Source organism: Streptomyces sp. NBC_01471, from assembly GCF_041438865.1.
In the GTDB taxonomy this organism is placed as follows: domain Bacteria; phylum Actinomycetota; class Actinomycetes; order Streptomycetales; family Streptomycetaceae; genus Streptomyces.
In genome coordinates, this window is sequence record NZ_CP109450.1 from 7559573 (window position 1) to 7584002 (window position 24430).

18 protein-coding genes and 1 pseudogene are annotated in these 24430 nt (G+C 70.8%); 11 read left to right on the forward strand and 8 right to left on the reverse strand.

What is annotated here, in order from left to right; all coding sequences use genetic code 11:
• Positions 1–161: 161 nt before the first annotated feature.
• Positions 162–1238 (forward strand): LacI family DNA-binding transcriptional regulator, encoded by a 1077-nt coding sequence (locus OG285_RS34210; RefSeq protein WP_356831871.1) that lies wholly within the window; start codon positions 162–164, stop codon positions 1236–1238.
• Positions 1239–1333: 95 nt separating this feature from the next.
• On the opposite strand, the gene OG285_RS34215 is transcribed toward OG285_RS34210, so the two are convergent.
• Together OG285_RS34215 and OG285_RS34220 are read right to left on the reverse strand one after the other, a co-directional pair.
• A complete protein-coding gene (locus OG285_RS34215; RefSeq protein ID WP_356831873.1) occupies positions 1334–3040 on the reverse strand; it encodes an acyl-CoA dehydrogenase family protein in 1707 nt (568 codons plus the stop codon).
• 64 nt (positions 3041–3104) lie between these two features.
• Positions 3105–3716: a TetR/AcrR family transcriptional regulator gene (locus OG285_RS34220; protein WP_356831875.1), complete on the reverse strand. Its 612-nt coding sequence runs from the start codon at positions 3714–3716 to the stop codon at positions 3105–3107.
• A gap of 128 nt (positions 3717–3844) precedes the next feature.
• Between OG285_RS34220 and OG285_RS34225 the strand changes: the two genes are divergently transcribed.
• The 3 genes from OG285_RS34225 to pgm all read left to right on the forward strand — a co-directional run bounded on the left by OG285_RS34225 (position 3845) and on the right by pgm (position 8571).
• Positions 3845–4660 carry a class I SAM-dependent methyltransferase gene (locus tag OG285_RS34225; protein ID WP_371793254.1) on the forward strand — a complete coding sequence of 272 codons (816 nt, stop codon included), beginning with the start codon at positions 3845–3847 and terminating at the stop codon, positions 4658–4660.
• 163 nt (positions 4661–4823) lie between these two features.
• On the forward strand, positions 4824–6578 hold the full coding sequence (locus OG285_RS34230) for a glycosyl hydrolase family 18 protein (protein WP_356831879.1): 1755 nt from the start codon (positions 4824–4826) through the stop codon (positions 6576–6578).
• A gap of 352 nt (positions 6579–6930) precedes the next feature.
• On the forward strand, positions 6931–8571 hold the full coding sequence (gene pgm, locus OG285_RS34235) for a phosphoglucomutase (alpha-D-glucose-1,6-bisphosphate-dependent) (RefSeq protein ID WP_371793255.1): 1641 nt from the start codon (positions 6931–6933) through the stop codon (positions 8569–8571).
• Positions 8572–8604: 33 nt separating this feature from the next.
• Here pgm and rho read toward each other — a convergent pair whose 3' ends face one another.
• A complete protein-coding gene (gene rho, locus OG285_RS34240) occupies positions 8605–9753 on the reverse strand; it encodes a transcription termination factor Rho (protein WP_371793256.1) in 1149 nt (382 codons plus the stop codon).
• Positions 9754–10199: 446 nt separating this feature from the next.
• Between rho and OG285_RS34245 the strand changes: the two genes are divergently transcribed.
• The gene (locus OG285_RS34245; protein WP_371793674.1) at positions 10200–10694 is read left to right on the forward strand and encodes a DUF5709 domain-containing protein; all 495 of its coding nucleotides are present in this window, start codon (positions 10200–10202) and stop codon (positions 10692–10694) included.
• Here OG285_RS34245 and OG285_RS34250 read toward each other — a convergent pair.
• A complete protein-coding gene (locus OG285_RS34250; protein WP_371793257.1) occupies positions 10688–11824 on the reverse strand; it encodes a chemotaxis protein in 1137 nt (378 codons plus the stop codon). The genes OG285_RS34245 and OG285_RS34250 overlap by 7 nt on opposite strands.
• A gap of 97 nt (positions 11825–11921) precedes the next feature.
• Here OG285_RS34250 and glsA point away from each other — a divergent pair, with 97 nt between their 5' ends.
• On the forward strand, positions 11922–13244 hold the full coding sequence (gene glsA / locus OG285_RS34255; RefSeq protein WP_356831887.1) for a glutaminase A: 1323 nt from the start codon (positions 11922–11924) through the stop codon (positions 13242–13244).
• Positions 13245–13410: 166 nt separating this feature from the next.
• Here glsA and OG285_RS34260 read toward each other — a convergent pair.
• A pseudogene (locus tag OG285_RS34260) lies at positions 13411–14280 on the reverse strand (family 16 glycosylhydrolase); the annotation flags it as partial.
• A gap of 472 nt (positions 14281–14752) precedes the next feature.
• Here OG285_RS34260 and OG285_RS34265 point away from each other — a divergent pair.
• The gene (locus tag OG285_RS34265) at positions 14753–15379 is read left to right on the forward strand and encodes an LAETG motif-containing sortase-dependent surface protein (protein WP_371793258.1); all 627 of its coding nucleotides are present in this window, start codon (positions 14753–14755) and stop codon (positions 15377–15379) included.
• A 165-nt stretch (positions 15380–15544) separates the two neighbouring features.
• Here OG285_RS34265 and OG285_RS34270 read toward each other — a convergent pair whose 3' ends face one another.
• The 3 genes from OG285_RS34270 to dhaK are packed head-to-tail and all read right to left on the reverse strand — an operon-like array spanning position 15545 to position 17568.
• Positions 15545–15949 carry a PTS-dependent dihydroxyacetone kinase phosphotransferase subunit DhaM gene (locus OG285_RS34270; protein WP_371793259.1) on the reverse strand — a complete coding sequence of 135 codons (405 nt, stop codon included), beginning with the start codon at positions 15947–15949 and terminating at the stop codon, positions 15545–15547.
• Positions 15946–16542: a dihydroxyacetone kinase subunit DhaL gene (gene dhaL / locus OG285_RS34275; protein ID WP_356831893.1), complete on the reverse strand. Its 597-nt coding sequence runs from the start codon at positions 16540–16542 to the stop codon at positions 15946–15948. Before dhaL ends, OG285_RS34270 begins: the two co-directional genes overlap by 4 nt.
• 33 nt (positions 16543–16575) lie before the next feature.
• Entirely contained in the window at positions 16576–17568 is a 993-nt protein-coding gene (gene dhaK / locus OG285_RS34280; RefSeq protein WP_371793260.1) for a dihydroxyacetone kinase subunit DhaK, read from the reverse strand.
• A 509-nt stretch (positions 17569–18077) separates the two neighbouring features.
• On the opposite strand from dhaK, the gene OG285_RS34285 reads away from it, so the two are divergent.
• The 4 genes from OG285_RS34285 (at position 18078) to OG285_RS34300 (ending at position 24377) form a co-directional block, all read left to right on the forward strand.
• Positions 18078–19076 carry a YihY/virulence factor BrkB family protein gene (locus OG285_RS34285; protein ID WP_371793261.1) on the forward strand — a complete coding sequence of 333 codons (999 nt, stop codon included), beginning with the start codon at positions 18078–18080 and terminating at the stop codon, positions 19074–19076.
• A 200-nt stretch (positions 19077–19276) separates the two neighbouring features.
• Positions 19277–19843 (forward strand): DJ-1/PfpI/YhbO family deglycase/protease, encoded by a 567-nt coding sequence (locus OG285_RS34290; protein WP_356831899.1) that lies wholly within the window; start codon positions 19277–19279, stop codon positions 19841–19843.
• Between the two features lie 269 nt (positions 19844–20112).
• Positions 20113–23358: a formate dehydrogenase gene (gene fdh / locus OG285_RS34295; protein ID WP_371793675.1), complete on the forward strand. Its 3246-nt coding sequence runs from the start codon at positions 20113–20115 to the stop codon at positions 23356–23358.
• The gene (locus tag OG285_RS34300; RefSeq protein ID WP_371793262.1) at positions 23355–24377 is read left to right on the forward strand and encodes a 4Fe-4S dicluster domain-containing protein; all 1023 of its coding nucleotides are present in this window, start codon (positions 23355–23357) and stop codon (positions 24375–24377) included. The genes fdh and OG285_RS34300 overlap by 4 nt, the downstream gene beginning before the upstream one ends.
• The last annotated feature ends 53 nt before the right edge of the window (positions 24378–24430 follow it).

Genomic DNA, 24430 nt, shown 5'->3' on the forward strand with positions numbered 1-24430 from the left:
ATGTGCTTGTAAATCGATGCACTGAGACTAGGAACGCCTCTGGAACGACGTCAACAGCTGGTACACAAGAATTTTTCAGAGAAGTTAACGGATGTATCGGTGAAGAGAGTTCAGTAAATCGGTACACTGACGTCGCTAGTGCGGTCCGAACCGGAGGTGGCATGAGCCAGGTAACGATCCATCAGGTCGCGGAGGCCGCGGGGGTCTCCGCAAGTACGGTCTCCAACGTCCTCAATGGGCGTACGGACCGGATGCAGGCCGCCACACTCGCCCGCGTCGAGCAGGCGATCGAGCAGCTCAGCTACCGGCCCAACCGGGCGGCCCGGATGCTGCGCACCGGCCGGATCAAGGTCATCGGTCTCATCGTGCCGTCCGTGGCCAACCCTTTCTGGGGGGCGCTGGCCCGGGAGCTGGAGGCCATCGCGCTCGCCGACGGCTACCACGTCCTGCTCTGCAACAGCGAGCGCGACCCGGCCCGCGAGCTGAAGTACGGCGAGGAACTACTGGCCGACGGAGTGAGCGGGGTCGTCCTCTGCTCCTCACTGCCCACGCTCGACCATGTGACGCCACTGCTCAGCCGCGGACTGAAGATGGTCGCCTTCGACCGGACCGCGCAGGCGGGCGACCCGCCCTCGCTGGCCAGCATCAGCGTGGACAACGCGATGGGCGCCGAGCTGGCCACCCGTCATCTGATCGAACTCGGCCACCGCAGGCTGGCGTTCGTCTCCGGCTCCGTGCACAGCGTCAACCGCCGTGAGCGGCTGCGCGGCTTCCACGCCGCGCTGGAGGCGGCGGGGCTCGACCCCCGGGACGCGGTGGTCTGGCCGGGCGCGGTGACCACGGAGTTCGGTGACAAGGACGCCGCCGAGCTGGGCCGGAACGCCGCACGGGAACTGCTGACCGGGGACCGCCCGCCCACCGCGTTCGTCGCCATCAACGACATGTGCGCGATCGGGATCTGCCGGGGCGCCAAGGACGCGGGCCACAGCGCGGGGCAGGACATCTCGGTGGTCGGCTTCGACGACATCCTGCTCGCCGACCTCTTCGAGCCGCCGCTGACCACCGTCCGCCAGCCGCTGCCGGAGATGGCTGCCGAGACCTTCCAGCAGCTGCGGGCCTGCATCGACGCGGCGCCCGCGGCCGGACGGTCCCTGCTCATCCGTCCGCGTCTCGTGGTGCGGGAGTCCACCGCACCGGTGCGCAGCGGACAACGGCTGCTGGACGGTCAGCTCAGCTGACACTACGTCAACTACGCTGCGAGAGAGTGGCAGACCCGACCGTCCGGGCGACCGCCGACGGCGGTGACCGGTGCCGTCCGGCGCGCCGCGCGGTGTCAGGCCGGGGGTACGGCGTCCGCGCCGGAGTGCCGCGCCACGATCGAGGCGGCGTCCGTGCCGCGCGGCAAGGTGCCGTACTGGTGTCCGCGGTCCTCGCCGAGCCGGGCACCGATGAAGGCCTCGGCCGACGCGTCCGGTGCGTACCGCAGCATCAGCGACGACTGGAGCGCCAGCGCCATCCCCTCGACGGTGGCCCGCGCGCGGGTCTGCGCGGCGACGGGGTCACGCAGGTCCTCGGTCAGGTTCCGGCGCAGCCGCCCGATGTGCGCGTCGAGGACCGGATGCGCGCCGGAAGTCCCTGCCAGCTCGGCCCAGAAGACGTCGAGGGAGCGGGGTGTTCTGGCGATCCCGCGCAGGACGTCGAGCGCGATCACGTTGCCCGACCCCTCCCACACGGCCATGACGGGCTGTTCGCGGTAGCGCCGCGCCAGCGGCCAGTCCTCGGTGTAGCCGTTGCCGCCCAGGCACTCCAGCGCCTCATAGGCGTGGTGCGGACCGCGCTTGCAGATCCAGTACTTGGACACCGCCGTGGCCAGCCGCCGGAACGCCACCTCGGACTCGCCGCTTCCCTCCTCGTACGACGCGGCCAGCCGCAGCGAGGTCCAGGTGGCGGCCTCCGTCTCCAGCGCCAGGTCGGCGAGGACGGCGGTCATCGCCGGCTGGTCCACCAGCCGGGCGCCGAACGCGCTCCGGTACGTGGCGTGCCACACCGCTTCCGACAGCGACTGCCGCATACCGGCCGTGGAACCCAGCACACAGTCCAGCCGGGTGTGGTTCACCATCTCGATGATGGTCGGCACGCCGCGGCCCGGCTCACCGACCCGCTGCGCCCAGGTGCCGTCGAACTCGACCTCGGACGAGGCGTTGGACTTGTTGCCCAGCTTGTTCTTGAGGCGTTGTACACGGACGGAGTTGCGGGTGCCGTCCGGCAGCACCCGGGGGACGAGGAAGCAGGTGAGCCCGGCCCCGGCCTGTGCCAGGACCAGGAACGCGTCCGACTGCGGGGCGGAGAAGAACCACTTGTGGCCGGTGAGCAGATGGGCCCGGCCGTCCGGGTCCGAGGGCAGCGGGACCGCCCGGGTGGTGTTGGACCGTACGTCGGAGCCGCCCTGCTTCTCCGTCATCCCCATGCCGAAGGTGAGCCCCGCCTTGCGGCCCGGCGCGATCAGCCGTGGGTCGTAGGTGCGGCTGAACAGACCGGGCAGCCAGTCGCGGCCGACCTCCGGGTCGCGCTGGAGCACCGGGACCACGGCGTGCGACATGGACATCGGGCAGGCGTGGCCCGGCTCGATCTGGGCGAACAGCATGAAGGAGGCCGCCCGGGCCACCACCGCGCCGGGCTTGGGGTCCGCCCAGGCCGCCGTATGGGTGCCGTGCCGCACGGAGGCGCCGATCACCTCGTGGTACGCGGGGTGGAAGTCGATCTCGTCGACCCGGTTGCCGTAGCGGTCGTGGGTCCGCAGCACGGGCGGGCTGGTGTGGGCCAGTTCGGCCCAGCCCTGGAATTCACCGGAGCCGACGAGAGCGCCGATCCCGTGCAATCCGGGTGCGTGGCGGGCCGCGCCGAACTCCCGGACGGCCGCCATCAGCGGGGTGTTGGCCGCGTACTCGTCGATGCCGACGCGGGGTGGCACCTGGTTGGCGACCTCATGGGTGAGCCGCGGCCCGGGGAGACCGGCGGCGGGGGGCGGGTGCTCCGTCATGGCTGAATCCTGTCTGCTGTCGGTGGGACGGGCTGTGGTGCGGGCGGGGCCGGGCGGGAGTGGCTCAGGGCCGGCGGGCGCCGACAGCCCGGAGGCAGAGGGCGCTGATGGCGGCGACCACGGGCCCGGGGCGGTGCTCTTCGCCGACCGGTGAGAGCGGTCCGAGCAGGGCTTCACTGATCGCGCCGATGACTGCGGCGGCGGAGAGGCCGGGGTCCTGCGCCGGCAGTTCGCCCGCCGCGACCCCGGCCGCGATGATCTCCTCGGCCAGCCCGTGATAACCGCTGCGATAGGTGCGGCGCTCCGCCTCCACCAGTGGATCCACCCGCTCGGCGAGCAGCGCCCAGGCGGTACGCGGCGACTTCAGCGCACGGTACGAGAACACCTCGACCAGGGCGCCGAGCCGGGCCGTGGTGTCGTCCTCGGCCCGCACCGCATCGCGTACGGCGGCGAGTTCATGACCGGCGGTGTGCCGGAAGACCGCCGCCATCAGCTCCTGCTTGGAGGCGAAGTGGTTGTACACGCTGCCGGTGGAGACACCGGCCCGCGCCGCGAGTGCGGCGACACCCGACGCCGCGTAACCCCCTTCGGCCAGCAGGCTCCGGGCGGCTTCGAGCAGCCGTTCGCGATGGGCGGTACGGGTCGCCTCCGTACGGGCCGTCGGTCGGTACGCCATGGTCTGAACCCCGATTCATATCTTCCCTGTCACTGAACCACCCGCACCCGGCGCCCGCAAGGAGAGCGGGCCGGATACTCCGGGTCGCCGTCCACGTAACCTGATGCCTCTGAAAGGTGGCACGGCCCATGTCCTCACTCGCCGACGAGCCCGCGGAACGCGGCGCCCCGACGTTCTCCTCCCGCGCCGCGGCCGTGCTCACGGGCGTGCGCCGGCCGTTCGCCCCGCAGGGGCCGACTCTCCGGGAGCTGACCGTGCAGGCGCTCTCCTCGATCGAGCAGGGCTACGACCTGCTGGCGCCGAAATTCGACCAGACCCCGTTCCGTACGCCCGACCGCGTCCTGGACGCGGTCGGCGGCGCGCTTCGCCCACTCGGCCCGTTCGGTGCGGGACTCGATGTCTGCTGCGGGACGGGAGCGGGCGCCCCGGTGCTGCGCTCCCTCTGCACGGAGCGTGTCACCGGGGTGGACTTCAGCGCCGGGATGCTGGCGGCCGCCCGCCGGGCGGAGACGGCCGGCGCGGGGTCACCGGCGGCCGAGTGGGTGCGCGCCGATGCCCGGGACCTGCCGTTCCGGAGCGCGTTCGATCTGGCGGTGAGTTTCGGCGCTTTCGGCCATTTCCTGCCCGCTGAGCGTCCAGGCCTGTTCGCCGGGGTCCACCGGGCGCTGCGCCCCGGCGGGGTCTTCGCGTTCCCCATCGGGGCGCCGCAGTCCTTCCGTGATCCGCTGTACTGGACGCTGCTCGGCTTCGACTCGGTGATGCGGGTGCGGAACCTGGTGTGGCGGCCGCAGTTCGTCATGTACTACCGGACGTTCCCGCTGGGCGCTGTGCGGGACGATCTGACCCGGGCCGGATTCTCGGTGGAGCTGCTGCCGCTGGAGGAGTTCGGACGCCGCCCGGACGGCAGCCCGCACTGGCGCCTTGTCGTGGCGCGGCGGAGGTGAGCGGGGCGCCGTGGTGACCTGATGGGCCGTCAATTCGGTTGCCCGGCAGGGGGAGTGCAAGGCAAACACTCGGGAACGAACTGGTCTGGACCCTTGACGCCTTGTTGGTCCAGACCAATCATGGGGCTCGATCCGCCTGTTGTCTCACCCACTGGGAGCCCCCATGAGACGTAAGAGATCCGTCCGCGCCCTGCTGACCACTCTGGTGACCGCCGCGGCCTCCGCCGGGATGGTCCTGGTCGGAGGCGGCGCGGCGCACGCGGCCGCGACGCCCCTGCCCGCGCACGTCTTCGCCCCGTACTTCGAGGCGTACAACGGCGACAGCCTCGCGGACCTCTCGCAGCAGTCCGGCGCCAAGTACCTGACCATGGCCTTCCTCCAGTCCGAAGCGAAGGGTTCCTGCACGCCCTACTGGAACGGCGACACGGGCCAGCCGGTGTCCTCCTCCGTGTACGGAGCGGACATCACGACGATGCGCTCGCGCGGCGGCGACGTGATCCCGTCGTTCGGCGGGTACGCGGCGGACAACGGCAGCACCGAGATCGCGGACAGCTGCACCGATGTGGACTCCATCGCCGCGGCGTACGAGAAGGTCATCACGACCTACGACGTCTCGCGTCTCGACATGGACATCGAGGACAACTCGCTGACCAACAAGGCGGGCATCGACCGCCGCAACCAGGCCATCAAGAAGGTGCAGGACTGGGCGGCGGCCAACGGCCGCTCGGTGCAGTTCTCCTACACGCTCCCCACCACCACGAGCGGTCTCGCGAGCAGCGGGCTCGCGGTGCTGAAGAGCGCGAACACCTACGGTGCCAAGGTCGACGTCGTCAACCTCATGACCTTCGACTACTACGACAACGCCACCCACAACATGGCGAACGACACCCAGACCGCGACCGGTGGCCTGGAGAAGCAGCTCGCCGCGCTCTACCCGTCGAAGACCGAGGCGCAGCTCTGGGGGATGATCGGCGTCATCGAGATGCCGGGCATCGACGACTTCGGGGCCGCCGAGACCTTCACCACGGCCGACGCCACCGCGGTCTACGACTGGGCCACCGCCAAGGGGCTCAGCACCCTCTCCTTCTGGGCGCTGCAGCGCGACAACGGCGGCTGCCCGGGGACCGGCGGCTCGGACACCTGCTCCGGGATCGCCCAGGACACGTGGTACTTCAGCCACACCTTCGCCCCCTTCACCGGCGGCGGCAGCGTGCCGGTGGGCGACGACTTCTCGATCGGTGCCACGCCGGGAGCGGCGTCCGTGACACCCGGCGGGTCGGCCACCGCGACGGTGAGCACGGCGGTCACCTCCGGCTCCGCCCAGAGCGTCGCGCTGAAGGCCACCGGCGCACCGGCCGGAGTGACGGCGTCCCTCAGCCCCGCGACGGTCACCGCGGGCGGCACGGCGAAGCTCACGGTCAGTGCCTCGGCCTCGGCCGCACCCGGCACGTATCCGATCACGGTCACCGGTACGGCCGGCAAGGTCAGCCACTCCAGCACCTTCACGCTGACGGTGTCAGGACCGGGCGGCGGAGGCGGCTCGCTCGTGAACGGTGACTTCGAGAGCGGCTCCCTGGCGCCCTGGACCTGCGAGAGCGGTGGCTCGGTCGTCGCCACCCCGGCGCACGGCGGAACGCACGCGCTGAAGGCGGCCCCGACCGCGTCGCAGCTCGGCGAGTGCGCCGAGACGGTCAAGCTGGCGCCCAACACCAAGTACACGCTGAGCGGTTGGGTGCAGGGCGACTACGCCTACCTGGGCGTACGCGGAGGGGCGACCGGCAGCGCCTGGACCAGCGCGAGCGGCTGGTCCAAACTGACGGTCCCGTTCACCACGGACGCCTCGGGCGCGGCCACGGTCTATCTGCACGGCTGGTACGGACAGGGCACGGTCTACGGCGACGACTTCTCGCTGAGCTGAGCTGAGCTGACCAACCCGCCCGGGAGGTGGACGCGTTCATCCGGCGGAAGCCGGGTGAACGCGCCCACCTCGATCCAGCCCCCGGGGAGGACGAATGAGCGACGTCCTGCCCGCCTGGGCCGCCATCACCTGCGGGGCCGGGACATCGTTACGGGCGCTGCGTCGTCGATGACCGTGAGTATCCCGCTCCATGAGCCGAGCTGTCCCGGTCCGGCCGGTGACTAAGGTACGGGATCCCGTCTCTGCCGCCGGCCGGGCCCACTGTCCGGCGGGGCATCCGCCGAACAGGCCGCGGACCCGGGAGGATGAGCTGACAAACTGGGTGTGACGACCGATGCGGAGGAGTGGGCAGATGGCGCACGAACGAGCGGGGCAGCCGGCGCGACCGGAGGACCTGACCGATGTCGCCCGGCTGGTGACCTCGTACTACGCGTTGCACCCGGACCCCGAAGAGCCAGCCCAGCGCGTGGCGTTCGGCACCTCCGGACACCGCGGGTCGTCCTTCGCCACCGCGTTCAACGAGGACCACATCGCCGCCACCAGCCAGGCGATCTGCGAGTACCGTGCCCGGCAGGGGACCGACGGCCCGCTCTTCCTCGGCGCCGACACCCACGCGCTCTCCGAGCCGGCCAGGGTGACCGCCATCGAGGTCTTCGCGGCCAACGAGGTGACCCTGCTCATCGACTCGGCCGACGGCTACACCCCGACCCCGGCCGTCTCGCACGCCATCCTCACGTACAACCGCGGCCGGACCTCGGGACTCGCCGACGGCGTGGTGGTCACCCCCTCGCACAACCCGCCCGCCGACGGCGGGTTCAAGTACAACCCGCCGAGCGGTGGCCCGGCCGGGTCGGACGCCACCGGCTGGATCCAGGACCGCGCCAACGAGATCATCGCCGCCGGTCTCAAGGACGTACACCGGGTGCCGTACACCCGCGCGCTGTCGGCCTCCACCACCGGGCGCCACGACTTCCTGGGTACGTACGTGAGCGACCTGCCCGCCGTCCTCGATCTGGACGCCGTACGCGCCGCCGGACTGCGCATCGGCGCCGACCCGCTGGGCGGCGCATCCGTCGCGTACTGGGGCCGGATCGCCGAACAGCACCGGATCGACCTGACCGTCGTCAATCCGCTCGCCGACCCGACCTGGCGGTTCATGACCCTGGACTGGGACGGGAAGATCCGGATGGACTGCTCGTCGCCGTACGCGATGGCGTCGCTGATCGAGCGGCGCGACGCGTACCGGATCGCGACCGGCAACGACGCGGACGCCGACCGGCACGGCATCGTCACCCCGGACGCCGGGCTGATGAACCCCAACCACTATCTGGCCGCCGCGATCTCGTACCTGTTCACGCACCGGGAACAGTGGCCGGCGGGTGCGGGCATCGGCAAGACACTGGTCTCATCGGGGATGATCGACCGGGTGGCGGCCGATCTCGGCCGCGAACTGGTCGAGGTACCGGTCGGCTTCAAGTGGTTCGTGGACGGTCTGGTGGACGGTTCGCTGGGCTTCGGCGGCGAGGAGTCCGCGGGCGCCTCGTTCCTGCGCCGTGACGGGTCGGTGTGGACCACCGACAAGGACGGCATCATCCTGGCCCTGCTCGCCTCCGAGATCCTCGCGGTCACCGGGAAGACGCCGTCCGAGCACTACACGGCGCTCACCGAGCGGTTCGGCGCTCCCGCCTACGCCCGGATCGACGCCCCGGCCGACCGGACGGAGAAGGCGGTGCTCGCCAGGCTCTCGCCCGAGCAGATCACCGCGGACACCCTGGCGGGGGAGCGGGTCACGGCGGTGCTCACCGAGGCACCGGGCAACGGCGCGCCCATCGGCGGCATCAAGGTGACCACGGAGAACGCCTGGTTCGCGGCCCGGCCATCGGGCACCGAGGACGTCTACAAGATCTACGCCGAGTCCTTCCTTGGGGCCGGTCATCTCGGCCAGGTCCAGGAGGAGGCGAAGGCCGTCGTCTCCGCGGCCCTGGCGGGCTGAGGCTCCGCAGCGGGAACCCCGGGCACCTGGAGGTCAGGCGCCCGGGACCGTGCGGTGGATCTGGCGCAGGAACGCGGCGTTGTCGGGGGTGTGCCGGATCTTGTCCAGCAGCGCTTCGAGCGTCGTCTGCCCGTCCCTGGAGCGGAGCGCCCGCCGCAGCCCCCGTACAGCGGCCAACTCGTTCTCGGCAAGCAGCAGTTCTTCGCGGCGCGTACCCGAAGGGGTGATGTCGACGGCAGGGAAGACACGCTTGTCGGCCAGTGCGCGGTCCAGCCGGAGCTCCATGTTGCCGGTGCTCTTCAGCTCCTCGAAGAAGTAGTCGTCGGCCCGGGAGCCGGTGTCGACCAGGGCGGTCGCGAGGATGGTCAGCGATCCGCCCTCCTCGGCGAGGCGCGCGGCGCCGAAGAGCCGCTTGGGACCCTGCACCGCCGCGGCGTCGACACCGCCGGACAGAGTCCGGCCGCCCGAGGCGGCCGCGTTGTTGTGCGCCCGGCAGAGCCGGGTCAGCGAGTCGAGCAGGATGACGACGTCCTCGCCCTGTTCGACAAGGCGCTTGGCGCGCTCCACGGCCAGGTCGGCGAGTGCGATGTGCTCCTTCGCCGGCCTGTCGAAGGTCGACGCGAGGACATCGCCCCGTACGGAGCGGCGCATGTCGGTGACCTCCTCGGGGCGTTCGTCGAGCAGCACCACCATCAGATGGCACTCCGGGTGGTTCGTCGCGACGGCGGCCGCGAGCTGCTGGAGCAGCACGGTCTTGCCGGTCCTGGGCGGGGCGACGATCAGGCCGCGCTGCCCCTTGCCGATCGGGGCGATCAGATCGATGAGACGGGTCGCCGCAGCGCCGCCCGGCGTTTCCAGCCGCAGCCGCTCACGGGGATGCAGCGGGGTCAGGTCGCGGAAGCGACGGCGGCCCCGAAGGGCCTCGGGCGGGCGGCCGTTGACCCGGTCGACCCGGGCCGGGGCGCCCGGCCGTGCGCAGGTTCCTTCGACGAAGTCGCCCGTACGCAGGCCGAATTGACGAATCTGGGCGGCGGTCACCTGGACATCGTCGGGCGACGGGCGGGAGCCCGGCCCGGTGTGGGTGCGCAGCAGGCCGTGTCCCCGGGCGGTCACATCGAGGACACCGGAGGACGCGACGGACAGGTCCTGCTGGACAGGAGGGCGTTCGAGTGTGGTGGTCATGACGAATCCTTTCGCGGGCATGCCGTCTCGCGGACATGCGGAGGAGAGACCCGGCGGGGCGGAGTCGTCACGCCCCGTGCGACGGGCGGAAGAGCCCGGGCCGGGAGAGGTGGTGCTTGTGAGCCGGATCGCCGATCATGAGAAGAACGGCGCAGCAGCAGGAGAACGCGCTATGCGGTAGATGCGATAACTGGCACCGGCGCCCATCGAGGGGCGTACACAAGTGCTGACCGCACCGTACCACACATCCCGCGCGGTGCCGACGGGCCGCATCGGGCCGCGGGCCGCCGGTGGGCTGCGCCTGCCCGCTGGGCCGTCCGGGACCTCTGGCGTTGTCGTGGCACGGATATGCGAGCACGCTGGAAGGGCGAACGGTCCTGCCGGGCGAACGGCCCGGAGGCACGAACGGACGCACCGAGGGACGGACGAAGGAGCACACCGTGGCGATGGGAGCGGACGACGCCAGGGGTGATGACGTCTACCAGCCGGACGGCACCGAAGTCACCGAGGACTCGGGCATTCTCGACCGCGAGGACACACTCACCGGCCGTGCGTCCGATCCGTACGACGAGGGCTGGTCCCCGCCGGAACGGCCGCTGGGCGTCGACCACGCGGGTACCACCCAGGAGGAGCAGGAGGCGGGCGAGACGCTGGACCAGCGCCTGGCCGAGGAGCTGCCCGACCCGGCGCTGCTCCGCGCCCGGGGCGGCGACGGCATCGGCGACGCGTCCGACAGCGACGGCGAGCCGCTCGACGACGAGGTCGGCGACGGCAGGTCGGGCAGGCTGGTCGCGCCGGACGAAGGGGCGCACGAGGAGGCCGAGAAGGACATGCTCGCCGAGGACGTGGGCGTCGACGGCGGCGCGGCCTCCGCCGAGGAGGCCGCGGTGCACGTCGTCGGGGAGCCGTCGGCCGACAGCGGCCGGCCGCGGGGTCAGTAGCGCAGGTCGGCCGCGATGCGGTCGTGGTCGGCGAGCGTGCCGTCCTGGACGAAGACGACCTCGGCCCCGGTGTCGAGGGCCAGCTCCACCAGCTCGTCGACGATGTCCTCACGGACGGTCTCGCCGTCCGGGCCGGGCGCCTCCGGTTCCTCCGGATCGACCGGGACGAGGTGGCCGTCCTTCACCCGTACGGTCCGCTGGAAGTTCTCCTCGACCGCCACCAGGGCGACCCGGCGCTCCCGGACCGACTCCCACACCTCGTCGAGGCCCGCTGCGAAGGTCCGCCTGCCGCGCGCCGCGTCGAGCCGGTCCGCGGTCCGTTCAGCCGTCCGCTCCCGGAACTCACGCAGGCTCGGCTCCAGCTCCTTGTGCAGTTCGGGCGCCGGACCGTTCACCAGTCCGCCGGTGGTGACCTTGCCCGCCGCGTGCCGGGTGGCGGTCCCCACGTCGTCGAGCAGGCTCAGCGCGGGTGCCAGACCCACCACGTGGAGCGGCCTGGGGGTCGCTGCGAGGACCGCGGCGAGTGCGCTGTCCACGTGACGGAAGAACCGCCGGGTCTCCTCGTCCTGGAACGTGCTGGCCACGTCGCCGATCCGCTCCTCGCGCTCCACATCGGTCTGGAGCTCGTCGGGGGTGACGGGGAAGCTGTTGCCCGTGTGTTCGCGCACCGTCTCCTGGGTCCCGTGCCAGAGCGTGGCACGGGTCGCGGCCACGACGAGCACCCAGTAGGGGGTGGCCCGGGCCCGTGCGGCGACCAGGTTCCTGGTCAGATAGCTGTCGCTGATCACCACGCGCTCCGGAACCTCCCTGGGCAGCACCCAGGTCTGGTACTCGTCCGTACTCGCGAAGATCACCAGCCCGTCCAGGGAGTACCGCAGATCGACCTCCGCGTGCGCCCGGTCGAGCTGGGCCCTGAGCCCGGCCCGCACCTCCCGCGAGAGCGGTTCGCCGTCGTCGGTGCAGCCGTCGATCCGGCGGCCGGCTTCGGCCACGAGATTGCGCAGCCGCACCGCGTCCTGGGCGTTGTCGGGCTCGCGCCGGTGCGTCGGCATACTGACGGACACCACCGGACGGGGCTGCTTCCTGCGCAGGCTCTGCAGGACCGCAGGCGTCAGAGCGTTGGTTTCCATGACTCCCTTTCTGGTACTGGTGCCCCTTCACGATCCACCAGCCGTCGCACGGCTGCATCCGGACGCGGCCCGCCGGTATCCGTGATTAGCATGGCGAATGGCGAAGGACAGTCCCGTACTCGATGTGGTGACGGATTCCCTGGCGGAGCTCCACGACCGGCTCGGCGCGCTGCGGGACGGCGCGGTGGCCGACTACATCCCGCAGCTGGCGTTCGCGGACCCGGACTCCTTCGGGCTCTCGCTGGTGAGCATGTACGGACACCGGTACCGGGCGGGCGACGCGGAACTTCCCTTCACCATCCAGTCGGTGTCGAAGCCGTTCGTCTACGCGCTCGTCCTCTCACTGCTCGGGCTCGACGAGGTGACCCGGTGGGTGGGTACGGAGCCGAGCGGCGAGGGGTTCAGCGCGATCAGCCTGGAGCCGGACACGGGCCGGCCGGACAACGCGATGATCAACGCGGGGGCCATCGCCACGACGGCCCTGGTGCCCGGCGCCACCGACGGGGAGCGGTTCGATCGCATCCTGGACTGCCTGAGCCGCTTCGCCGGCCGCCGTCTCGACGTCGACGAGACCGTGTACGCGTCGGAGGCGGAGACCGGCGACCGCAACCGCGCCCTCGCGTATCTGATGAGCAGCCTCGGAGCACTGCCCGGTCCGCCCTCGGTCGTGGACACCTACTTCCGGCAGTGTGCGGTACGGGTCACGACCGGAGACCTCGCGGTGATGGCGGCGACCCTGGCCAACGGGGGTGTCAACCCGGTGAGCGGCGAGACGGTGGTGTCCGAGACCGTCGCCTGCCAGGTCCTCGCGGTGATGGCGTCGTGCGGGATGTACGACGCGTCCGGCGCGTGGCTGCTGCGGGTGGGCCTGCCCGCGAAGAGCGGGGTGTCCGGCGGGCTGATCGCCGTGAGCCCGGCCCGGTTCGGAGTCGCCGTCCACAGCCCGCCGCTCGACGCCACGGGCACGCCGGTACGCGGTATCGAGGCCCTGCGTGAGCTGTCCGAGCGGTTCGGTCTCCATTTGATGCGCCACCCCACGCTGTCCGCCCCCACCATCACGGAGGCGGACCACGGGACGCGGACGGGACTGGTGGCCGCACAGGGCGCCCTGGACTTCACCGCGGCCGAACGGCTGCTGCACGGTCTGTCCGAAGTGGTCCCGGAGTCGGGCGGCTGGGTGGTGCTCGACCTGCTCGACGTCACCAGCGTGGAACCCTCGGGCGCGTCGGTCGTGGCCTCCGCGCTGGCCCGTCTTGAGGGGGAGGGACACCGGGTGGCTGTCGTGGTCGATCCGCGCGCGCCGGGCGGAGCCCGGCTGACGCCCTGGATGAGGTTCCCGTCCCGTGAGGAAGCCGTCGCCTGGTGCGAGCGGGGGCGGTCCGCAGGGGGCGCGAACGATCCTGTGCCAGGGGCGAATTGAGGAGGACAAGGGCGTTCCCGGCGTCGCACGGCGAGCCGGTCGGGGCGGACCCGCGCGGTCGCGGGTCCGCCCCTGCGGTTTCTCCGTCCTGAGGTGTCCCAGTACTGCGCTGTCCCGGTGCTTCGGTGTCTCAGTGGTGCCGGGCCGGGCCGGAAACGGGTGCGGCGTTGCTGGTGGTGACCTGCACGTCGTCGACGACCAGCTGTTGCGGGAACGCGGTGCTGCCGTCCGGGTCGCCGGGCCAGTATCCGCCGACGGCCAGGTTGAGGATCAGGAAGAAGGGCTTGTTGAACACCCACTGGTTGCCGCCCACATCGGCGGGCGTGCGGGTCTGGTAGACGGTCCCGTCCACGGACCACTTGATGGAGTCGGGCGCCCAGTCGACGGCGAAGGTGTGGAAGTCGTCGGAGAACGCCTGGCCGCCCGGGAGCGTGTAGGGGGCCCCGATGCCCGCGGAACCGGAGTAGCCCGGGCCGTGGATGGTGCCGTGGACGGTCGACGGTTCGAAGCCGACGTTCTCCATGACGTCGATCTCACCGGAGTTGGGCCAGCCGACCTGTCCGATGTCGTCGCCCAGCATCCAGAAGGCGGGCCACATGCCCTGCCCCTTGGGGATCTTCATCCGGGCCTCGACATGGCCGTACGCGGCCGAGAACTTGCCCGAGGTGTTCAGCCGCGCCGATGTGTACTCGCACGAGCCGTACCAGCACTGGTAGTTGCCCGGGTTCTCCTTGCGTGCCGTGATGACCAGATGGCCCTGGCCGTCGAGCGCGGCATTGGCGCTGCCGGGGGTGTAGTACTCGCGTTCGTGGTTGTCCACGTTGTCGCCGGTCTCCGTCTGCCACTTGCTGCCGTCGACGGCGGAACCCGCCGGCCCGTCGAAGGTGTCGGAGAAGGCCCCGGCGGCCGTCTTCGCCGCCGGACGGCCGGTGGGGGAGGGGTTGTCGGCACTCGCGGTGGACGCGACGACCGGGGCGAGGAGCAGGGCGGACGCGGTGGCGACGAGGAGGCGCCGGGTCAGGCGTGTGGAGGCCATGGTTCTCCCTTCCGGTGCACGGATCAGGTGCACTGAACGGGCATGTTTGACATGGATATGACAGACATGCGCAACGGGGTCGCCCGGGAGTTGCGGCGACCGGGGTGGGGGGCGCGCGTTTCACTTCGAGATTTAAGAAGTGAACCAACCCGCTGTCAAGGTCTTGGTATGTACCACTCCGTGCACAGGTGAATTCATGCCTGAACGCATGGAAGTGAAAAGGGATGTGTGTCCGAGTTGTGTGTTCGGGAATCGAAAGGACCGCGGACCGGCAGGAAGTGACGGCCGGTCCGGACCGGGCCCGGAATTCACCGGGGCGACAGCGGCCGGAACCCGGGGCGCCAACTGGACGGTGATCCCCGATGGTTGGTTACCGGAGTGAAGTGCGGGGCGCCTGTGTGACAAGTGGCGCGGGGGCGGTACCCTGCGCGCGCACCGCCAAACGGGCGGCGCAGCAAGTGTGGAGGAATTTGTGACCGTTTCCAATGGATCGTGGCGGCTCCGGGGGGCTTTCATAGCCGCGGCGGCGAGCGTGGTCGGCGTCGGTCTGTGTGCTGTCCCGGCTCAGGCGCACACCCCGACGTGGGGCGTTACGTGCTCCCAGGTCACCCTTGACCTGACGGCGTACAACCCTGGCGTCACCAACACCGTGACCGTCAGCGTGGACGGGAAGGACATCCTTCCCACCGAGAAGTTCGGCTCCTCGATCAGCAAGACGCTGCCGCTGGGTGAGCACAAGGAGCCGCTCACCGTGCACCTGGTCGTGAAGGCCGGCGACAGCGACCAGTTCTCGAAGGACGACACGAAGACGGCGCCTGTCTGCGACACGCCGTCCACCCCGCCGCCGTCCGCCAAGCCGACCCCGACGGACGCTCCGAGCTCCGCGGCCCCCGCCCCGAGCAAGGCGCCGAGCTCCGCACCCAGCAGTCCCGCGGCCGCGGCCCCCGTGCCGTCGCCGAGCGCCACCGCGCCGTCCGACCTGGCCGAGACCGGTTCCTCCAGCTCCACGCCGCTCATCGCGGGCGCGGCTGCCGTGGTCATCCTCGCCGGTGGCGGCATCATGTTCGCCGCGCGCAAGCGTCGCAGCAGCGAGAACTGATCCACCACGACCACACCGGCCGGCGCCTCGGTGCGAGGCGCCGGCCGGTGTGTGTGCGGGCCTCCGGCCCGGAGACAGCCTCTCCCCGTACCTCAAAGCCCTTCATTTTCCTGGGCGTTGAAGCCAGTCCGGGTGCCGGAGCCGAGGAGGGACCCAGTGCCGCCCTCACACCTTCCGGTAGTCGTACGCCTCCACGGCCGCGGCCTCCACCGCGTCCAGATCACCGCCTGCCGAAGCGGTGACCATGGCCGCCACCGACCCTTCCAGGAACGGGGCGTCCACCAGTCTCGTGTTGTCCGGGAGCTCGTCACCCTCGGCCAGCAGGGCCTTCACGGTCAGCACCGCGCTGCCGAGGTCGACGAGGACCGCCACACCCGCACCCCGGTCGACCGCCGCGGCTGCCGACGAGATCAGCTCCGAACTGGTACCGAGGCCCCCGTCAGGAGTCCCGCCCGCGGCCGCGACCGGCGCGGTCGTCGCCCCGCCCGCCAGCCCGGTCGCCAGCTCGGCCACGGCCGCCGCGACCGGCGCGCTGTGGGACACCAGGACGATCCCCACCAGCGCGCTCACGCGGCCGCCTCTGCCAGGGCGCCGAACAGCAGCGCCGACGACGTCGCCCCCGGATCCTGGTGGCCGACGCTGCGCTCACCGAGATAGCTCGCCCGGCCCTTGCGCGCCAGCAGCGGTACGGTCGCGAGCGCACCGGCATCCGCGGCCTCGGCCGCGGCCGCGAAGGATTCCCCGAGCGCGGCGGCGGCGGGCAGCAGCGCGTCCAGCATCGTCTTGTCGCCCGCGGCGGCGCCGCCGAGCCGGCCCACCGCCTCGGTCCCGGCCTTCAGCGCGGCCGACAACTGTTCCCGGTCGACGGAGGGGGAGTCGCCGAGCGCCTTCCCGGTGCGGCGCAGGAGCGTCCCGTACAGCGGTCCGGAAGCCCCGCCCACCGTGGAGATGAGCTGCCGTCCGGCCAGTGTGAGGACGGCGCCCGGAGTCTGCGGAGCCTCCTTCTCCAGCACGTCCCGCACGGCGGCGAACCCGCGCCGCAGATTGCTGCCGTGGTCGGCGTCGCCGATGGCCGAGTCGAGTTCGGTCAGCCGGTCCGCCTCCCTGTCGACGGCCGCGGCCGTCCCGGCCATCCAGCGACGGAAGAATTCGGCGTCGAGCACAGGTCCTCCTTGGTGAGTCGGTGCACGGGACGGTCAGCAGCCCCAGCGCAGCGCGGCGGTCTTCACCGGCGCGTCCCACAACCGCAGCAACTCCTCGTCCACCTGGCAGAGCGTCACGGAGCAGCCTGCCATGTCGAGCGAGGTCACATAGTTCCCCACGAGCGTACGGGCGACGGTCACGCCACGCTCGGCCAGTACGCGCTGCACCTCGGCATTGAAGCCGTACAGCTCCAGCAGGGGAGTCGCCCCGGCGCCGTTCACCAGCACGAGTACCGGACGGTCCGGCCGCAGATCCTCCAGGACGGCGTTCACCGCATAGTCCGCGATCTCCCGCGAGGTCATCATCGCGCGCCGTTCGCGCCCCGGCTCGCCATGGATTCCGACGCCCAACTCCAGCTGGCCGGCCGGGAGATCGAAGGTCGGACCGCCCTTGGCGGGCGTGCTGCAGGCGCTCAGGGCGACCCCGAAGGACCGGGCACTCGCACATACCTGGCGGGCGACGGCCTCCACCCGCTCCAGCGGCGCGCCTTCGTCGGCCGCGGCTCCCGCCAGCTTCTCCACGAAGAGAGTGGCCCCCGTACCGCGCCGCCCGGCGGTGAACGTGCTGTCGCTCACCGCCACGTCATCGTTGACCAGTACCTTGGCGACCCTCACGCCTTCGTCCTCCGCGAGCTCGGCCGCCATGTCGAAGTTGAGGACGTCGCCCGTGTAGTTCTTCACGACGAACAGCACGCCTTCACCGCTGTCCACGGCCGCCGCGGCCCGCACCATCTGATCGGGCACCGGTGACGTGAACACCTCGCCGGGGCAGGCGGCGGAGAGCATCCCGCGCCCGACGAACCCGCCGTGCAGCGGCTCGTGCCCCGAGCCGCCGCCCGAGACCAGGGCGACCTTTCCGGCCACGGGCGCGTCGCTCCGTACGATCACGCGGTTCTCGACATCGACGGAGAGCTCCGGATGGGCGGCTGCCATGCCTCGCAGGGCGTCCGCCACCACGGTTTCCGGGACATTGATGAGCATGTGCATGTGTACCTCCTGGTGAGGCCGGCGCTTCGGGTGCTGACCTGCGTTTCAGCGGGGTGAACCGCGTCGGACGGTAGTTGATCCTGGCGGTTCCAGGCGCTGGTTGGCGGGTCCGGCGGTGCGGATGCCGACCAAATGCCACTTTCCGGATGGGGTGTCAGTCCCGACGGCGGTCGGCCCTCCGGGGGCCGTGCAGCTGGGGACTCAGTATCGAACGGTCGTCTCCGAAGGTCACGCCTCACAGACATGTGTCAGGCGTGAGTCGCACGAAGAGCGGCCCTCCGGAGAGGGACGCGGAGCATGACTCCCGTGCGACACCGGAGCCGCGCGCTCCTCACCTCGCTCCGGCCGGGCTGCGGGGTCGGGGCGGCCACACCATACTGGCGAAATGGGCCAAAAGTACCTACTCCGCAGGCAGGAGCCGTCCCACGGTCCGATCGTGTGTCCGACGTAGCGCGGCGACGTTCCCGAAGCACGCATACGGCCCCATACGGCAGCCCAGGAGGCGAACGATGGACCAACGCGAGCCGAAGCACAGCGGAGCCACCGCGGGAGCCGGCGGAGCGGGGAAGGCGCCCGAGAAGCCGTCGGACCTGCCGGCCGGGTCCTCCCGCGGGATCTTGAAGCGCACGCTCAAGGAGTACAAGGCCGACAACCTGGCCGACCTGGCGGCGGCGCTCACGTACTACGCGATCCTGGCGATCTTTCCCGCGCTGCTCGCCCTGGTTTCGATCGTGGGGCTCCTGAGCAAGCCGACTGCCAAGTCGCTGACCGACAACATCACCAGTGTGGCGCCGGGCGCCGTCCGCTCCATCCTGACCGACATCGTCACGCAGGTGCAGGCCGGCGGCAACAAGGCGCTGATCCCCCTGATCATCGGGGTCGTGGTCGCACTGTGGTCGGCGTCGGGATACGTGGCCGCCTTCATGCGGGCCGGTAACACCGTCTACGACATCGGTGAGGGGCGCCCCGCGTGGAAGGCGCTGCCCGTCCGGTTCGCGATCACGGTCTTCATTGTCGTGGTGCTGGCAGCGATCTCGGTGGGCATCGTGTTCACCGGCAGCCTGGCCCGCAGGACGGGGAGCGTTCTGGGCCTGGGCGATACGGCGGTGACCGTATGGAACTATGCCAAATGGCCCGTCATGGTCATCCTGTTCGCCCTGGTCGTCGCGGTGCTGCACTGGGCCGCACCGAACGTCAGACACGGCTTCGCATGGATCACCCGCGGCAGCCTGCTGAGCGTCGTCATCTGGATCGTCGCCTCCGCTCTTTTCGCCCTCTACGTCGCGAACTTCAGCAGCTACAACAAGACGTACGGTGCCTTCGCCGGGATCATCATCTTCCTCATCTGGCTCTGGATCTCCAATATCGCCCTGCTTCTGGGGCTGGAGTACAGCGCCGAATCCGAGCGGGCCCGGGCTTACGAAGGAGGGCACCCCGCCGGTAAGGAGCCGTACGTCGAGCCACGCGACACCCGCAAACTCCGACCGCCGGGGGCCCCTCCGTCCTGAGGGACCCCCGAGTACGTCCTGAGGGCCCCGGGCCAATGGCGCCCTCACACCGGGTGCGGAGCTCACCCGGGCACGGAAGCCCCGGGCACCGCACTCGCCGGTTCCATGACAGCAGTTGCGAAAGACTCCCGGCCCTCGGACCGTCGAGAGGGCGTAACGCTCCATCCCGCCGACGGAACCACACCCTGGAAAGGCGCATCATGGCCGACAAGCCGCTCAATGGTCACCGTGTTCTTGCACTCGTCACCAATTACGGTGTCGAGCAGGACGAACTGCTCGTTCCCTTCAGACGGCTGCGTGAGGACGGCGCGGATGTCACTGTCGCGGCTGCCACGGCGGAGCCCGTCCAGACCCTGGTGGGCGACAAGGACGCCGGTGAGACCGTACAGCCCGATGCCACCTTCGAGACGGTGGATCCTCTCGCCCACCAGCTGCTGCTGATTCCCGGCGGCACCATCAACGCCGACAACCTCCGGCTGAATGACAAGGCCATCGGTATGGTCAGGGCATTCGCCGCTTCCGGCCGCCCCATCGCGGCGATCTGCCATGGCCCCTGGGCTCTGGTGGAGGCGGGAGTCCTGCGGGACAAGACGCTCACTTCCTACCCCTCCCTGCGGACCGACATCCGCAACGCGGGAGCAAAGTCCTGGGTGGACGAACCAGTGGTGAGCGACCCCGAAGGCGGCTATACGCTGGTGACCTCCCGGACACCGAAGGACCTCGACGACTTCCTCGGCGCGATTCACCACGCCCTCGTCGGTCCTTGAACTCGCGGCTCCACGCGGACGCCGAGGTTGCGGCGGGAGGCCGGTCACGGCCCGAGCCACGCTCGCGCTTCGGTCCGGGCAGGACCGTGACATCCGCTCGGCCGGGCAGCTCCTTCCCAGCAGCCAGGCGCGGGTACTCGGCCACCGGACGGCACCCGGGTCGCCGTCGTGGCCACTCCGGGCGACTCTGAGAGGGAGCAGCGGGCTGTCCCGAGGGGTGGAGCCCCGGCCGGGAGAGCACGCAGGGCACTTATGCGGAGGTGGACGAGATGGGCCTGCGGACCTGGGTCACCGAGTGGCCCGTCTACCGGCAGCTCACCGGGAACGACCCGCTCGGACGCGGGCACGCTGCCCGCTCCGCGCAGACGGAGGAGATCCGGCCGCGCACCGACGGCGCCGACCGTGTCGTGCGGTCGGTGTGCCCGTACTGTGCCGTCGGCTGCGGTCAGCAGGTCTACGTCAAAGACGACACGGTCGTGCAGATCGAGGGCGATCCGGACTCTCCGGTCAGTCGAGGCAGGCTGTGCCCCAAGGGGTCCGCCACCCTCCAGCTCACTACCGGCGAGGCGCGGCTTCACCAGGTCCTCCACCGCCGGCCCCACAGCAGCGACTGGGAGCCGCTCGACCTGGAGACCGCCATGGACATGGTGGCCGAGCGGGTGGTCCGTACCCGTGCCGAGGGATGGGAGTGGGAGCGCGACGGTGTGCGCACGTCCCGCACCATGGGCCTGGCGAGTCTCGGAGGAGCGACCCTCGACAACGAGGAGAACTACCTCATCAAGAAACTGATGACCGGCCTGGGGGTCGTTCAGGTCGAGAACCAGGCCCGCGTGTGCCACAGCTCGACCGTCGCCGGCCTCGGTACCTCTTTCGGACGTGGCGGCGCGACGACCTTCATGCAGGACCTTCAGCACTCCGACTGCATCGTGATCCAGGGTTCCAACTACGCGGAAGCCCACCCGGTCGGCTTCCAGTGGGTCATGGAGGCCAAGGCGCGCGGGGCGAAGATCATTCACGTCGATCCCCGCTTCACCCGTACGAGCGCCCTCGCCGATCTGCACGTCCCGATCCGGGCGGGCAGCGACATCGTCTTCCTCGGGGCGCTCATCAACCACGTCCTGACCGAGGGCAAGGACTTCCGCGAGTACGTCCTGCGCTACACCAATGCGGCTTCGCTCGTGAGTGAGGACTTCCGCGACACCGAGGACCTGGGAGGCGTCTTCTCCGGCTTCGACCCCGAGACCGGCACCTACGACCCGGCGAGCTGGCAGTACGACGGCGCCGAAGTACAGAACCCGGCGGGAGACCCCGACCAACGCTACGAGGAACGTGTCCGCCAGGCCGGCGGCCCGGAGGCCCACGGATCGGGCGGCGCACAGACCGCCGCCCGCCCGCGGCGCGACGACACTCTCCAGCACCCGCGCTGCGTGTACCAGGTCCTCAAACGGCACTACGCGCGCTACACGCCCGAGATCGTCGAGGAGACCTGCGGCGTCCCCCGGGCGGCCTTCCGCGAGGTGTGCGACGCGCTCACGGCCAACTCCGGGCGCGAACGCACCAGCGCCTTCTGCTACGCCGTCGGCTGGACCCAGCACACCGTCGGCTCCCAGTACATCCGGGCTGCCTGCGTGCTCCAACTGCTGCTCGGCAACATCGGCCGCCCCGGCGGCGGTATCCAGGCCCTGCGCGGACACGCCTCCATCCAGGGCTCCAGTGACATCCCCACCCTCTTCAACCTGCTGCCCGGTTACCTGCCCATGCCGCATGCCCACGCCCACGAGAACCTCGACGCGTTCATCACCGCCAGCCGCACCGACAAGGGCTTCTGGGGCAACATGCGCGCCTACTTCGTGAGCCTCCTCAAGGCGTACTACGGCGATGCCGCCACCGCCGAGAACGACTTCTGCTTCGACCACCTGCCTCGTCTCACCGGCTCGCACAGCACGTACGAGACCGTCATGGCCCAGCTCGACGGCGAGTGCAAGGGGTACTTCCTGATGGGGGAGAACCCGGCCGTGGGCTCCGCCAACACCCGCCTTCAGCGCATGGGGATGGCACAGCTCGACTGGCTCGTGGTCCGTGACTTCTCCCTGATCGAGTCCGCGACGTGGTGGAAGGACGGCCCCGAGATCGCCACGGGCGAGATGCGCACCGAGGACATCGGCACCGAGGTCTTCTTCTTCCCCGCCGCCGCGCACACCGAGAAATCCGGCTCCTTCACCAACACCAACAGGTGGATCCAGTGGCACCGGGCCGCCGTCGAGCCCGAGGGCGAGGCCCGCAGCGACCTGTGGTTCATGTACCACCTCGGACGCCGCATCAAGGAACTCCTCAAGGACTCCACCGACCCACGGGACCGGCCCGTCCAGGACCTCGCCTGGGAGTACCCCGTGGAGGGCCCGCTGCGCGAACCCGTCGCCGCCGCTGTTCTCGCGGAGATCAACGGCCACGGGCCGGACGGCGCCCCACTTTCGGCCTACACGCAGCTCAGGGACGACGGTTCCACGAAGTGCGGCTGCTGGATCTACTGCGGGGTCTACGCCGACGGCGTCAACCAGGCCGACCGCCGCAAGCCGCACACCGAGCAGAGCTGGACCGCACGCGAGTGGGCCTGGGCCTGGCCCGCCAACCGCCGCATCCTCTACAACCGGGCTTCGGCCGACCCCGAGGGACGCCCCTGGAGCGCCCGCAAGGCCTACGTGTGGTGGGATGCCGGCTCCGGGCGCTGGACCGGCCACGACGTGCCCGACTTCATCCCCGATCTGGATCCGGCCCATGTCCCGCCCGAGGACGCCACCGGCCCCGAAGCGCTGCGCGGCGACGACCCGTTCATCATGCAGGCCGACGGCAAGGGCTGGCTCTACGTGCCCGCCGGGCTGGAGGACGGCCCGCTGCCCGCGCACTACGAACCGCAGGACTCGCCCTTCCCCAACCTTCTGTACCCGGACGTCGACCGGTCTCCGGTCCGCAAGACCCTGCCCCGCGAGGGCAACCGCTACCACCCCAGCGGCAACGAACCGGGCGCCGAGGTCTATCCGTATATCGTCACGACGCACCGCCTGACGGAGCACTTCACGGCGGGCGGCATGAGCCGCTGGTCGCCCTATCTGAGCGAACTGCAACCGGAGTTCTTCTGCGAACTGTCCCCCCAGCTCGCGGCCGAGCGCGGCCTTGAACACGGCGGCTGGGCCACCGTCATCACTGCCCGCAACGCCGTTGAGGCCCGTGTCCTGGTCACCGAGCGGCTCCGGCCGCTGACCGTCCACGGCCGCACCGTGCACCAGATCGGGATGCCCTTCCACTGGGGGCCCAACGGCATCGTGACCGGAGACGCGGCCAACGAGCTGATGGCCATCTCGATGGACCCCAACGCGCACATCCAGGAGGACAAGGCGCTCACGGCCGACATCAGGCCGGGACGCCGGCCACGCGGCCCCGCGCTGCCCGCGCTCGTGGCCGAGTACCGGAGCCGCGCGGGCATCACGGAGCACACCGGAGTGGAGGAGAGCACATGACGGCCGATCCCGAGCCGGAGGCCGGTCCGGAACGCGCGGGCCGGTTCCTCACCGGCGGGCTTCTGTCCGGCCCCGAGGCCGACCCCGCCGGCGACGCCGGGTACGAGGACGCCCCGCCCCGCGTCGGCTTCTTCACCGACACCTCGGTGTGCATCGGCTGCAAGGCCTGCGAGGTGGCCTGCAAGGAGTGGAACGCGATCCCCGAGGACGGCCTCTCGCTCACCGGCATGTCGTACGACAACACCCAGGGTCTCGGCGCATCCACCTGGCGGCACGTCGCCTTCATCGAACAGCAGAAGCCCGTGAGCCCGGCCACGCGGCAGGGAGGCGTGAGCACCGGCCCGCCCGAGCCGGAGGGCCGCACCCGACTGCCGCTGGCCGATGCCCCGGCGCCCGCCGGGTCCGCCGAGGGGCCTGGCGGGATGCGGTGGCTCATGTCCTCCGACGTGTGCAAGCACTGCACCCACGCGGCCTGCCTCGACGTCTGCCCCACGGGCTCGCTCTTCCGTACCGAGTTCGGGACCGTCGTCGTGCAGGAGGACATCTGCAACGGCTGCGGCTACTGCGTCCCGGCCTGCCCGTACGGTGTGATCGAGCAACGCCCCGAGGACGGAAGGGCGTTCAAGTGCACGATGTGTTACGACCGGCTCGGTGCCGGGCAGGAACCGGCCTGCGCCAAGGCGTGCCCCACCGAATCCATCCAGTTCGGCCCTCTCGACGAACTGCGGGAACGTGCGGCTCTGCGCGTGGAGCAACTCCAGGAGGCCGGCGTCCCCGGGGCGCGGCTGTACGGACACGAACCTGACGACGGAGTGGGCGGTGACGGCGCCTTCTTCCTGCTCCTGGACGAACCCGAGGTCTACGGACTGCCGCCGGCACCCGTTGTGACCACCCGGGACCTGCCGGCGATGTGGAAACACGCGGGTGCCGCCGCGCTGTCCCTGCTCGCCGCCGGGGCCCTCTCCCACGTACTGCCTGCTCTCGGCCGGGCCACCGGCCTGCGGAAGGGACACCGATGACCACCACCCCCGAGAGCCCGCGTGCCCCGCACCGCAAGGGCGGCGGCCGAAGG